Annotated in this window: 11 protein-coding genes and 1 tRNA gene; 2 read left to right on the top strand and 10 right to left on the bottom strand. The window is 72.2% G+C overall.

Translation table 11 applies throughout. The features are described from left to right. The 4 genes from ACFFIA_RS03505 to ACFFIA_RS03520 all read right to left on the bottom strand — a co-directional run bounded on the left by ACFFIA_RS03505 (position 1) and on the right by ACFFIA_RS03520 (position 4858). On the bottom strand, positions 1-1608 hold the full coding sequence (locus ACFFIA_RS03505; RefSeq protein ID WP_377245111.1) for an MDR family MFS transporter: 1608 nt from the start codon (positions 1606-1608) through the stop codon (positions 1-3). A 140-nt stretch (positions 1609-1748) separates the two neighbouring features. Continuing rightward, on the bottom strand, positions 1749-2297 hold the full coding sequence (locus ACFFIA_RS03510; protein ID WP_377245114.1) for a type 1 glutamine amidotransferase domain-containing protein: 549 nt from the start codon (positions 2295-2297) through the stop codon (positions 1749-1751). A gap of 68 nt (positions 2298-2365) precedes the next feature. Next, positions 2366-2908 (bottom strand): DUF2231 domain-containing protein, encoded by a 543-nt coding sequence (locus tag ACFFIA_RS03515; protein WP_377245117.1) that lies wholly within the window; start codon positions 2906-2908, stop codon positions 2366-2368. A gap of 147 nt (positions 2909-3055) precedes the next feature. Then, positions 3056-4858: a metallophosphoesterase gene (locus ACFFIA_RS03520; RefSeq protein ID WP_377245120.1), complete on the bottom strand. Its 1803-nt coding sequence runs from the start codon at positions 4856-4858 to the stop codon at positions 3056-3058. 4 nt (positions 4859-4862) lie between these two features. On the opposite strand from ACFFIA_RS03520, the gene ACFFIA_RS03525 reads away from it, so the two are divergent. Then, positions 4863-4935 (top strand) — tRNA-Thr (locus ACFFIA_RS03525). Between the two features lie 257 nt (positions 4936-5192). Here ACFFIA_RS03525 and ACFFIA_RS03530 read toward each other — a convergent pair. Then, a complete protein-coding gene (locus ACFFIA_RS03530) occupies positions 5193-6038 on the bottom strand; it encodes a PSP1 domain-containing protein (RefSeq protein WP_377245123.1) in 846 nt (281 codons plus the stop codon). Positions 6039-6195: 157 nt separating this feature from the next. Here ACFFIA_RS03530 and ACFFIA_RS03535 point away from each other — a divergent pair, with 157 nt between their 5' ends. Further along, positions 6196-7515 (top strand): LPXTG cell wall anchor domain-containing protein, encoded by a 1320-nt coding sequence (locus ACFFIA_RS03535; RefSeq protein ID WP_377245126.1) that lies wholly within the window; start codon positions 6196-6198, stop codon positions 7513-7515. Between the two features lie 167 nt (positions 7516-7682). On the opposite strand, the gene ACFFIA_RS03540 is transcribed toward ACFFIA_RS03535, so the two are convergent. From ACFFIA_RS03540 to tmk, 5 genes are all read right to left on the bottom strand, one after another. Beyond that, the gene (locus ACFFIA_RS03540) at positions 7683-8321 is read right to left on the bottom strand and encodes a hypothetical protein (protein WP_377245129.1); all 639 of its coding nucleotides are present in this window, start codon (positions 8319-8321) and stop codon (positions 7683-7685) included. Then, positions 8321-8623 carry a hypothetical protein gene (locus tag ACFFIA_RS03545; protein ID WP_377245132.1) on the bottom strand — a complete coding sequence of 101 codons (303 nt, stop codon included), beginning with the start codon at positions 8621-8623 and terminating at the stop codon, positions 8321-8323. Before ACFFIA_RS03545 ends, ACFFIA_RS03540 begins: the two co-directional genes overlap by 1 nt. A gap of 1 nt (position 8624) precedes the next feature. Continuing rightward, on the bottom strand, positions 8625-8951 hold the full coding sequence (locus tag ACFFIA_RS03550) for a YbaB/EbfC family nucleoid-associated protein (protein WP_377245135.1): 327 nt from the start codon (positions 8949-8951) through the stop codon (positions 8625-8627). Between the two features lie 118 nt (positions 8952-9069). Further along, positions 9070-10254: a DNA polymerase III subunit delta' gene (locus ACFFIA_RS03555; RefSeq protein WP_377245139.1), complete on the bottom strand. Its 1185-nt coding sequence runs from the start codon at positions 10252-10254 to the stop codon at positions 9070-9072. Next, positions 10251-12278 carry a dTMP kinase gene (tmk, locus tag ACFFIA_RS03560; RefSeq protein ID WP_377245142.1) on the bottom strand — a complete coding sequence of 676 codons (2028 nt, stop codon included), beginning with the start codon at positions 12276-12278 and terminating at the stop codon, positions 10251-10253. The genes ACFFIA_RS03555 and tmk overlap by 4 nt, the downstream gene beginning before the upstream one ends. Positions 12279-12340 lie beyond the last annotated feature (62 nt).

A 12340-nucleotide genomic window follows, 5' to 3' on the forward strand; every position in this document is an offset into this window, starting at 1 on the left:
TCAGATCAGCGTCTGGGCGCGGGCTTCCGCGTTGGCGGCGCTCTCCTCGTCGGTGGTGGGCGCGGCGCCGCGCAGCTCCCGGTCGGGCAGCGCGAGCGTCACCCCGACCGCCACGATCGCGATCAGGCCGGCGATGAGGAAGACCATGTGCAGCGCGTCCACGAACGACATCTGCACCGCCTCCCGCAGCGGCCCGGGCAGCGCCCGGATCACCGCCGGCTCGTTGATCGAGAAGTTCGCCGCGCCGCCGGACGCCTGCAGCCGCGCCGCCTCCTCGGGCGTGAGCCGGCTGATCGCGCTCGGCAGCCGCTCGGCGAGGTCCGCGCTGAGCCGGGAGGAGAGCACCGCGCCGAGGATCGCCACGCCGAACGAGCCGCCCAGCGAACGGAAGAACGTGACGGCGGAAGTGCCGGCGCCCAGGTCGCGCATGTCCACCGCGTTCTGCACCGCGAGGACCAGCGACTGCATGCTCAGGCCGAGCCCCACGCCGATCACGACCATGTAGCCGAACGCCAGCCACAGCGACGTGTCGACGTGCAGTTGGGTGAAGAGCAGCATGCCCGCGGCCAGCACGACAGAGCCGGCTACCGGAAACCACTTGTACCGGCCGATCCGGCTCATCGCCCGCCCGGTGAGCACCGAGGTGACGATCACGCCGGCCATCATCGGCAGCATCAGCAGGCCGCTGCGGGTCGGCGTCGCGCCCTTGACGATCTGGAGATACAGCGGGATGAAGATGATCGAACCGAACATCACCAGACCGAGTACGAACCCGGCGGCGTTGGCGAGCGCGAAGGTGGCCCGGCGGAAGAGCTTCAGCGGCAGGATCGGCTCACTGGCGCGCCTCTCCTGGAGCAGGAAGAGCGCCGCCGCCACGCCGCCCGCGACGAAGAGCCCGACGATCGTGGGCGACCCCCACGGATACTGGTTGCCGCCCCAGCTCAGCCCCAGCAGCAGGCAGCTCACCGCGGCAACCATGAACGCCGCGCCCAGCCAGTCGATCGCGTGCCGGCGGCGGTGAAACGGGACCAGTCGCATCACGTGGTAGCAGACGACGATCGCCAGTACTCCCAGCGGCACGTTGATGTAGAAGATCCACCGCCAGTTGTGCTCGGCGAAGTAGCCGCCGACCAGCGGCCCGGCGACCGAGGCGATGCCGAAGACCGCGCCGAAGAGGCCCTGGTACCGGCCACGCTCGCGGGGTGAGACCACGTCCGAGATGATCGTGAACGCGAGCGTCATCAGCCCGCCCGCGCCCAGCCCCTGGATGCCGCGCGTGACGATCAACTGGGTCATGTCCCGGGACAGCCCGGCGAGCAGCGAGCCGGCCAGAAACGTACCGATGGAGAAGAGGAAGACCGGGCGGCGGCCGTACAGGTCGGAGATCTTGCCGTAGAGCGGCGTGGAGGCGGTCGACGCCAGCAGGTACGCGGTGACGACCCACGAGTAGTGATCGATCCCGCCGAGTTCACCGACGATGGTGGGCAGTGCCGTACCGACGATGGTCTGGTCGAGCGCCGCGAGCAGCATGCCGGTCATGAGGCCGGCCATGAGGAGGAGGATCTGCCGATGGCTGAGGCCCGGCCGGGTCTCGTCGGCGGTGGTCATGGTGCCAGTCTCAACCTGTTTGCGGTGGTTGGGACCTGAACCGCGCTTTCCCACCAGCGCTCAGCCTCCGCCCAGGGCGACCCGCGCTTTCCACCGGCGCTCAGCCTCCGCGCGAGGCGACCCGTGCGGAGGCCGCCACCTCAGTGCTTGCCCTCGGCGATCTCCTCCACCATCTTGTCGCAGAAGGCCGGCAGGTCGTCGGGCTTGCGGCTGGTCACCAGGCCGTTGTCGACGTGCACTCGCGCGTCGACCCAGTTGGCGCCGGCGTTGCTCAGGTCGGTGCGGAGGCTCGGCCACGAGGTGACGGTGCGACCGTCCACCACGCCGGCCTCGACCAGCATCCAGGGGGCATGGCAGATCGCGGCGACCGGCTTGTGCGAGTCGAAGAACGACTTCACGAACCGCACCGCGTCCGGATGGGTCCGCAGCGCGTCTGGGTTCGCCACGCCGCCGGGCAGCACGAGCGCGTCGTAGTCGTCCGGGTTTGCGTCGGACACCGTCCGGTCGACCGGGTACGTGCCTGACTTGTCCAGGTGCTGGAACGCCTGGATCTGCCCCGGCTTGATCGAGATCAGCTCGGGCTGGCCGCCCGCCTGCTCGATCGCCTCCCGCGGCTGCGTGTACTCGACCTCCTCCACCCCGTCGGTGGCGAGGAAGGCTATCCGCTTGCCCTGCAATTTCGTAGGCATTGTCTTCCGACCTCCTCTCCGCTACGTCCTTCCCCCGCGTGGGGTGAGCAAACGTGCGGGAGGACTCCTCAGCGCCTGTCCCAGGTGGACGCGGTGCGGGCCGAGCGGGGGGCGCGGGGCTGCGGTGGCCGTGGTCGCCGAGCGTCGATCGGGAAGATCACCTCAGTCGGCAGGTCGTCGGCCGGCTCGGCGCCGATCCGGAAGTCGCGGACCATCGAGGCGCCCAGCCAGGCGCCGTATCCACCGGCCGCGAGCGCGACCAACTCGACCAGGAAGATGCCGGCCGTGGGCGCACCGGCCTGGTTGTCGACCCGGGCCAGGCAGACGATCGCGAAGAGCGCGACCATGCCGAGGTTGACCAGCTCGTACGCCACGACGCGCCGCTTGCCCGCGCCGGCCGGCACGTCCCACAGGTCGACCAGCCCGGCACCGACCGCCAGGATCGCGGCGAACAGCCCGGCCACCAGCGTCCAGTAGCCGACCTGGCCGAGGAAGCCGAGCCCCAGGAGCGCGCCGAAGTCGAAGAGGACGGCGACAACGATCAGCCCGAGGGGCAGGGTCATCATCAAGGGGTGAACCGGATGACCGGAGATGTTGAGTCGCGTCTGCATGATGCCCGCACTTCCGACCGGTAGGCGCTGTCAAAGACGTCGATGCGGTACCCGAGGAGCCGTCCACCAAACATACGCGCCTGAGCAGCCGTCCCACCCCTCCTCACCCGCTCGCGTGCACCATGCGGTACAGAGCGTCGCCGCAGCTCAGCGGATCACCACCGGCGGCTCGGCCAGGCGGGCGGTCAGCGGGTCGGTGGGCACGACCCAGGGCGAGTCGGGCGTTCCCTCCGGATTTGCCCGCCAGCCGCGGCAGACCCGGTCGACCGCGATCGGATAGATGGTCATCGTGCCGTCGGCGGCGATGTGTATACGCAGGAAGCTCTTGGCGTCTTCGATGCCCTGCCCGGCGAACAGCTCGTTGAGATTGGCCCCGAGAGAGCCCGCCACCAGCAGGTACGTCGCCACGAGCAGGCTGGCCGCGTAGCCGACGATCGGGCCGTACACGACCGCGGCGGCGACCACCGGCAACGGCCACGGCCAGTCGACCAGGGGAAGCTGCAACCACGCCCACGTGCCCAGTACGGCCAGCCCGACATGGGCGAGCCCATGCGCGACACCGAGCAGCCACTGCCGCACGTGGCGTTTGCCGCTCGCGCTGGGCGGCTTGGCGAAGAGCACCGCGCCGGCCAATGTGACCAACACCATGATGGCGAGCGGGATGCTGAAGAGGCGGGTCTCGCTGGCGCCGTTGCGGTGCACCACGCCGACCATCGGCAGCATCAGCAGCGTGTGCAGCAGGCCGAGCATGACGGCGAAGCCGGGGTTGCGCAGCGGCAGCCGCCGGAGGATGCCCCACGAAAAGCGGCGGGAGCGCTCGGGCTCGGGGTAGGTGCCGGCCAGGTCGTACGGCAGGCTGCGGCTGGCCCGCCGGGCGAGCGTGTCAGGCGGTGGCACCGAGATGCGGCCGGGCAGCTTGTGCGTGGGGTAGAGGTAGGCACCGCCTCCGCCGCAGGTGACGAGCTGCCGCTCGGCGTTGGCGTAGCGGGCGTAGTGATGCAGGTCACCTGCGATGATCACCGGGACGCGGGCACCGGTCGGGACGATCACGGTGCGGATGAAGTAGTCGACCGCGTCGTACGCCTCGGGGTTGTCGACCGCCTTCACCCAGGTCGGCGCCGGCACCACCAGCACCACGCGGTCGTCGGGTCCGAGCTGGCGGGCCGCCTCTTCGAAGTAGATCAGTTGTGGGTCGTCGAGGTAGGCCCCGAACTGCTCGTCGATGCCGAAGAGCCACCAGCCCGCGGGCAACTCGGTCGCGAAGTACGACCGGTTTTGCTCGGTGCGCCAACCCCCGATCTCGCCGTTCTTCCGCCGTGCGAAGAGCCGCAGGAAGGCGGTCAGCCCGTCGTACCAGTCGTGGTTGCCGGCGATCGCGAAGAGCGTGGGGCGCGGGCCCGAGGCCGGCGGGCTGGGGAGCGCGGCCTGGTAGGGGCCCTTGCAGCGGTCTTCGTAGGCCGCCCCGCTCGCGGTGGGGTAGACCTGGTCTCCCCCCATCACCAGCACCTGGCCGCGGGGCAGTCGCCGCCCGTCGACGTCGAGCTCCGGCTGACCCAGGAGGTACGCCACCGAGTACGTCGCGTCGAAACCGTCGCCGAGGTCGGCCACGTAGTCGAGCCACAGCTCACCGTCGATCCCCGGCTGCCGGTAGATCCGCCCGGGCAGCGCGTTTTGCAGCTCGCGCTTGTCGAGGTAGGCGCCGAAGAGGATGGCGAGGAGCGTGCGGACACCGGTGCTGAGCAGGAGCAACGGCGCCAGCCAGGGGACCTGCTTGCGCGGGGTGAAGCCGAGCTCGAGGGGATCGAGGGTGCGCGGGCGCGGGGGCGCCGTCGGCTGAGCGTCGTTCACCGCTGGCAGCCTAGTCGCGGCAAGTGTCGATGCGCTGCCCCCGGGTAGCCGATGGTGGGAACCGGTGCGACCCGACGGGCGGCGTGCCGTACACTTGACCACCGTTGCCGCCTTAGCTCAGTCGGCAGAGCGACGCACTCGTAATGCGTAGGTCGACGGTTCGATTCCGTCAGGCGGCTCGGGGCATGACAAAAGCCCTGGTCACTTCGGTGACCAGGGCTTTTTGTCGTCCTGTGGGGGACGCGGGGGCGCCGCCCCCGCCAGATGTGCCTAGGGCGTGTCTGGTGGATCTTGTGGGTGCGAGGCGAGGTCCAGGCGGCGGTCCGGTGGTGCCGGGCGGAAGGTCGCATACCGGTGTTGTATGTGGCCTTTCGTCCGGTGCCGCCGGGCGCCGTCTGGGCCCGCCGCAGCCCCGCAAAGATCCACCAGACACGCCCTAGCTTCCGTACGCCTCGTCGTGTGCCTTGCGAGGGCCGCAGACCGAGGCGCGGCTGCACATGCACCGCGACCCGTCAGCATCCATGCGCACCACCACCGAGTCGCGCGGGACGCTGTGCGCCACCACGCGGCCGTCACCCTCCGGTGTGGACACTCGGCTGCCCACGGCCGGCGCCGACGCCTGAAACTTCTGGTAGAGCGGATGCTCGTACTTGAGGCAGCACATCAACCGTCCACAGGCGCCGGAGATGCGCAGCGGGTTGAGCGGCAGATCCTGGTCTTTCGCCATGCGAATGGTGACCGGCTCGAAGTCGGTCAGGAACGTCGCGCAGCACAGGTCGCGGCCGCACGAGCCGATGCCGCCCTGCACGCGGGCCGAGTCGCGGGCGGAGAGCTGGCGCAGCTCGACCCGGCACCGCAGTGTCGCGCCGAGGTCGCGGACCAGCGAGCGGAAGTCGACCCGGTGCGGCGCGGTGAAGTAGATGGTGGTGCGCGCGCCATTGGCCCCGCTGCCGCCGGACTCCTGCACGTGGTCGACGGCCACCACCTTCATCGGCAGGTCGTGCTCGCGGATGAGCCGCTTGGCCGCCACCTTCGCCTCGGCCTTGCGCTTGCGCTGTGCCTCGTCGCGGCGCAGGTCACGCTCGGTGGCCAGGCCCGCCAGCTTGGGGAAGCCGTCGGTCTCCTCGCTGACCCACTGCGGCGCCCACACACACTCGGCGACCTCGGTGCCGTCGTCGGTCGGCACCAGGACCCGGTCGCCGACCTGCGGGCGGAACTCGCCGGGGTCGAGGTAGTAGAGCCGGCCGTACCGGTTGAAGCTCACCGCGCAGAGCATCCCCATGACCCCACCCTACGGCGACATCCGGCCCCCACTGAAGCCTAACCATTCGGACGATCCGGCCCGTCCGTACGAACGGGACCTATCGCCACGCCGCAACCGCGCTCAGATGCCTTCGTTGGGCTCCGGCGTACGCCCCCGCCCTCCGGAGGTCGCCCCCGTGCCGCTGTCCAGGATCGCCGCCATCGCCGTCGCCAGCACGCTCGTCGTCGGGCCGGCGCCCGCCGTCGCCGCGCCGGGCTGCGAGACCCCCACCGGGTACGCCGCCGGCGCGGGCGCCGAACTGTTGGCCCTCACCGCGCTCGACCTTCGCCCGCTGGGCCTGCCCGTCGGCCCGGTCGCCGACCTGCGGATCGGTTCGAGCCGCTCGGCGATGGACACGCTCGCCGGCCCGGTCAAGGCGGCCGCGGCGGCGCGCTACCTCGACGCGGAGGTGCTGGGCATCGACCTGCCCGGCGGAGGGCAGCTGTCCAAGTCGGCGTACCAGCAGGCGCCGCCGCACAACGCGAAGGCGGTGACCGTACCCGCCAACCGCTTGAACCTCGGCGTGGCCTCGGCCGGCACGGGCAACCTGTCGGCGTACGCCACCTGGAACTCCGGACTCGCCTGCGGCACCAAGCCCGCGGAGGCGACCCGCACGAACGCCACGGTCGCTGGCGCGGACGTGCTGGCTGGTCCGGGAGGGGTGGCGCTGGTGCGGATACCGGCCGCCCTGCGCACCCGTACGGCCACCGGGCTGCACGCGGGGGGCAGCCCGGTGGCCTCCGCCTCGGCAGGGCTGGCCGAAGCGCGGCTCTTCGCCGGCACCCCCGCCGAGATCAAGGTGAAGGTGATCCGCTCGGCCGAGCTGACCGTGGGCGCGGACGTGACGTACCGAGCGCCGATCGTGGAGGTCTCCGCCCCGGGTATCGGCAAGCACCGGCTCGACGCGCCCGGTCAGGTGCTCGACGTACCGCTGGACGGGCTGGGCGGCCTGCTCGGCGTGCTCCGGCCGGAGCGGCTGCGCGGCGTGACCGGGCGGGGCGAAGCGGGACCGCTCGGCCTCCCGATCCTGCCCACCACTCCGCTGCTGGAGGCGGGCGGCCTGCCCGCGGTCGGCCAGGGCGGCTCGCTGCTCCGCGTGACCGTGGGCACGGTGAAGAAGGACGTGAGCGAGGAGTCGGTACGCGCCGAGGCGACCACCGTGCGGCTTCAGGTGGCTACCCGCCCGCAGGACGACCGCGAATCGTCGAGCGTGGTGGACCTCCACCTCGGCCGGCTCGACGCGCAGGTACTGGCACCGCGCCGCCCGGCTCCGCCCACGACGCCGCCGGCCACACCGCCCGCCGGCGCGGCCGGTGGACTCCCTGTGACCGGCGCGAACGTCGGCTGGGTCGCGGCCGCCGGTGCACTACTGGTCGTGATAGGCGGCTCTCTCCTGATGGCCGGTCGGCGGCGGCGCGGCTCGGTTCGTCCCATTCACGATCGCACTTACGGATGATTCCTTGAACCTGCCCACGACAAACGTCGGACAGCGGCGTTGAGTGGGATGTCCACAGACCTGCGGGGGGTGCAGGAAAGGGCCACGGCGTCGCCGCCGGAGCAGCCGGAGTGCACCAGCTGCTTCTGAGCGCGACGCCGTTGCCATTGGTGGAAACGGCCGGGAGATCAGGCCCGGGTCGTGCGTCCGAAGGCCACCGGCCCCGTGTCGGGCGGCTGGTACGGCAGCTCCGCGAGGTCGCCGCTCCACCGCCGCAGCAGTGCCTCGGCCCGCTCACACGCCGCGTCGACCGCCTCCAGCACGCGCGCCCCGATCTCGGCGGCGGCGACGGCGGCGGGCACACCGATCGGGTCGACGGTGACGGTGACCGCCTCGCGCGAACCGAGCACCGCGGCAAGCTCGCGGGCCAGCCCGTCACGGCTCTCCTCGATCCACTCCGCGACGGCCGCCGAGTAGCCCTCGGTCGCGGCGACCTTGCCGGCCATCTCACCGAGGTGGGCGGAGAGGGCCGCCCGGTGTGCCGCGAAGACCTCCGCACCTGCCCCCTCCCACGAGCCGCTGTCGGCGATGGTTTCGCTCCGCTGCTCGTACATCTGGATGAGGCTCCGCAACGACGGCCCGGCGGCGGCCAGCGGCGCGGGACGGAGCCCGGCGATGGTGCTGGTCGCCGCGCCCGGAAGGGCGCCGAGGCGGCGCAGGAGCGGCCAGATGGGGTGACCACCGGGCGCGCCGGTCGTGGTGAGCGCGGCGTCGACCCGATCGAGCAGCGCGGTGGCCGAGCCGGCGAGCTGGTCGAGCGCGTCCATCACGCCTCCCCGACGCGGCGGCGCGCGGTGTCGTCGACACCGGAGTAGTCGGCGGCGGTGGCGTGCAGCGCGCCGGCCACGTCGGCCAGCCGGGCGCTCGCGACGGCCGCCTCCCGCCCCCGCGCGCCGAAGGCGTCGAGCCACTGGCGGTGCAGCGCACGCCCCATCTCGCCGAGCCGCCCCGGCCCGCCCGCGCCGAACGAGGAGGCCGGCGGCTCCAGGTGGGCCAGGCGCCGCCCGGCCGCGGTGAGAGCGTCGGATGCCTCGTCGAAGCCGGCCGCGAGGTCGCGCAGAGTGTCCATCTCAGACCTCCCGCAGCGGGCGGTAGCCGGCGAACATCTCGGCGTGCAGCTTTTCCCGCGCCCAGCGCGCGGCGTCGCCGGCGGCGGTCACCGCTGCCTGGATCGAGTGCGAGAGCTCCGCGCCGCTCCTGCCCTGGAGTGCGCCGGTGATGCGCACGTCGGTGATCGCCCCGGCAGCCGTGATCACGAGCTCGACCAGCCCGTCGGGCGAGTGCACGGTGACCTTCAACCCGCGGGCCGCCTGGTCGAACTCCTCTTGAAGCGCTTCGATACGCCGGTAACGCTCCACAGCTTCCTCGATCCAGCCCTCGTCGATCTCACGCCCCATATGCAGGCCCTTTCACCCGACGTGGCAACTCGACCTCAGACCGTACCGGCGAGGGCAGCGGCGCGCTGCCCCGTCTTGTCCGTCGTCCGTGGGCTTTTCGGGAGCGTGGTGAGCTGGGTCAGCCGCGCCAAAGGGCGAGCATCATCGACTCGACGGCGATGCGCGGCTTGACATTGGCCTCGATCGCGTCGCGGCAGGCCAGGATCGCCTCCAGCCGCCGCAACGTGCTCTCCGCCGTCCACCGCTCGGCAGCGGCCGAGGCGAGTGGCGCGGTGTCGGTGTGTACGGGCGCCACCGGCGCGCCAAGCTTGACCGTGAGCACGTCGCGATAGAAGCCGGCCAGGTCGACCAGCGCGCGGTCGAGCGCGTCGCGCTGGGCCCGCGTGGCCCGCGACTTCTGCCGACGCTCAAGGTCTTTGAGCTGGCCCGCGGCGCCCCTGATCGCGCCGGCCGCGCCCCGCCCCGTGCCGCCGGCACCGAGCGCGGTCTCCAGCGCGGACCGCTCGGCCGCGTCGGTCTCGGCGACGGCCGCCTCGGCCTCCGCCTCGGCCGCCTCGATCAGTGCGGACGCCGCGTCGAAGCAGGCCCCCACGCCGGTCAGCCGCCGAGGCACGGCGAGCACCGCCTCGCGCCGCTTGCGCGCCTCCGGGTCGCGGGCCAGGCGCTTGGCCCGACCCACGTGCCCCTGCGCGGCGGCCGCGGCCCACTGCGCGACGTCTTCCGCGACGCCGTCGCGCCCGGCCAGGACGGTGGCGACGGCGCTTGCCGGCGGCTGCCGCAGCGGCACGACCCGGCAACGCGACCGGATCGTCACCGAGATGTCGTCGGGGTGCGTGGAGGGCGTGCAGAGCAGGAAGACCGTGCGCGGCGGCGGCTCTTCGATGGCCTTGAGCAGCGCGTTGCCGGCGGCCTCGGTGAGCCGGTCGGCGTCTTCGATGACCACCACCTGCCACCGCCCGCCGGACGGGGCGCTCGCCGCCCGCAGCACCAGCGCGCGCATCTCGCCGACGCCGATCGAGAGCCCTTCCGGCACCACGAGCCGCACGTCGGCGTGCGTGCCGGCGAGCGTCGTGTGGCAGCCGTGGCACTCGCCGCAGCCGGTGCCGTGCACGCACTGGAGGGCCGCGGCGAAGGCGCGGGCGGCCACCGACCGGCCCGAGCCGGGCGGGCCGGTGAAGATCCAGGCGTGCGTCATGCCGCCGCCGGACCCTCCTTTGAGGATCTCGTCGCCAGCGGCCGCCGCCCGGCGCAACGTCTCGACCGCCTCGTCCTGCCCGACGAGATCGGCGAACACGCCACTCATGACGGCCTCCGCTCCAGGTCGGCCTCGGCCACGGTGTTGAGCGCCTCCGCGATCTCGTGGGCCGGCGGCTCGTCGGGGATCAACTCGCCGACCCGCTCCACCACCGCCGCGGTGATCTCCTCCGCCGGCCGGGTCGCGTCGAGCACCAGATAACGCTTGGGCTCGGCGGCGGCCAGGTCGAGAAACGCGTACCGCACGCGCTCGTGGAACGCGACCGACTCGCTCTCCAGCCGGTCGGCGGCGCCCCGGCGCGCGGCCCGCCCCAGCCCCACATCCGGCGGCACGTCGAGCAGCACCACCAGGTCGGGCTTGAGGCCACCGGTGGCCCAGGTGGAGAGCCAGGAGACCTCGTCGACCGGCAGCGTGCGCCCGGCCCCCTGGTACGCCAGCGACGAGTCGACGTAGCGGTCGCTGATCACCACGGCGCCGCGGCTGAGCGCGGGGCGTACGACGGTCGCCACGTGGTCGGCCCGGTCGGCGGCGTAGAGCAGTGCCTCGGCGCGTGGGGAGAGCCCGGTCTGCTGCTTGCCGAGCACGAGGCTGCGGATGCGCTGCCCCACCTCGGTCGCGCCCGGCTCGCGCGTGACCACGACCTCGCGACCCTCCGCCCGCAGTGCCTCGGCGAGCGCGTTGACCTGCGTGGACTTGCCTGCGCCCTCGCCTCCCTCGAAGACCACGAACGTGCCCCGCCCGACCAGCCCTTCCCCCGGCGACAGCGGGCGGCCACGGATCGAGCCCCAGAGGTCGGCCAGCACTGGAACGCCCGGCTTGTCGTCCATCTGCCGGAAGGCGCTGATGCCGGTGAAGATGCCGAAGATCCCGGCCGCGAGCAGCAGCAGCCGGGTCGAGGAGATCGAGATGCCCAGGTCGGCGATGGTGATCTGGCGGGAGCCGCCGAGGCCGACCAGGCTTGACGAGAGCGCGATCGCGAGCATCAGCACGACCCGCACCGCGGTCTGCACGAACGCGAAGACCCGCCCGCGCACCTCGTCGCCGACCTCGCCGCCGAGCAGCGTGACGCCGGAGAGGAAGGCCATGCCCGCCCCGGCGCCGACCAGCAGCGCGCCGAACACCGCCATCGTGAGGTGGATCGCGCCGGCGAGCACCAGCACCGAGCCGCCGGCCAGCACGATGCTCATGCCGAACCAGCGCCGCCGGGACAGGTCGCGCACCACCGCCGGCCCCAGCCCGATGCCGACTCCCAGCCCCACGAAGAGCGTGCCGAAGAGCAGGTAGAAGGCGGCGTCACCGGCGTTGAGCGAGCGGGCGAAGAACTGCGCGGTGCCGATCACGACGCCCCCGCCCGCGAAGGCGCCGAGGATGCCGAAGACCAGCCCGCGCACGAGCGGGGTCTTGCCCACGTACTGCCAGCCCTCGAGGAACTGCCGCAGCATGCTCTGCCCGGTGTGCTTACCGTCGTGGGCGCGCCCGCTGATCTCCTTGATGCCGAAGTAGACGACCAGCGCCATCGCGAGGCGGGAGAGCGAGTTGAAGTAGAGCGCGAGGTTGGACGCCTCGGCCCACTCCGGCGGCGTGGTGTTGCCCGAGCGCACGATCCGGTCGAGCGCGGCGATGCCGAGGCCGGCGAAGACGGGCGTGATGCCGTACGTCGTGATGAGCGTGAGCTGGTTGGCGGTCTCGAGCCGGGAGCGCGGGATCAGGTTGGGGACCGCCGCCTCCTTGGCCGGGATCCAGAGCAGCGTGACCGTCTCGATGAGGAACGTGGCGATGGCCGCCCAGCCCACCGTGATGCCCGCGTTTTCCGAGAACAGAGCGACGACCGGGATCGACGCGAACAGCACGAAACGCAGCAGGTCGCAGATGACCATCGTGAGCCGGCGGTCGAAGCGGTCGGCCATGACACCGGCCACCGGGCCGAGCACCAGGGCCGGCAGCAGCCGGACGGCGATGACCGAGCCGAACGCCAGCCCTTTGGCGGCGCTCCCCGAGACCTGGGCGGACGCGAACGTGGCGGTGGCGAGCAGGCCCAGCCAGTCACCGAGCGAGGCGACGCCGGTGACCATCCAGAGCCGGCGGAAGGGCCGGATGCGAAGAACCGACCGAAGCGCACCAAAACCGGACAGGT

Origin of the sequence: Phytohabitans kaempferiae (genome assembly GCF_042433955.1) — a bacterium.
Taxonomy (GTDB): Bacteria; Actinomycetota; Actinomycetes; order Mycobacteriales; family Micromonosporaceae; genus Phytohabitans; species Phytohabitans kaempferiae.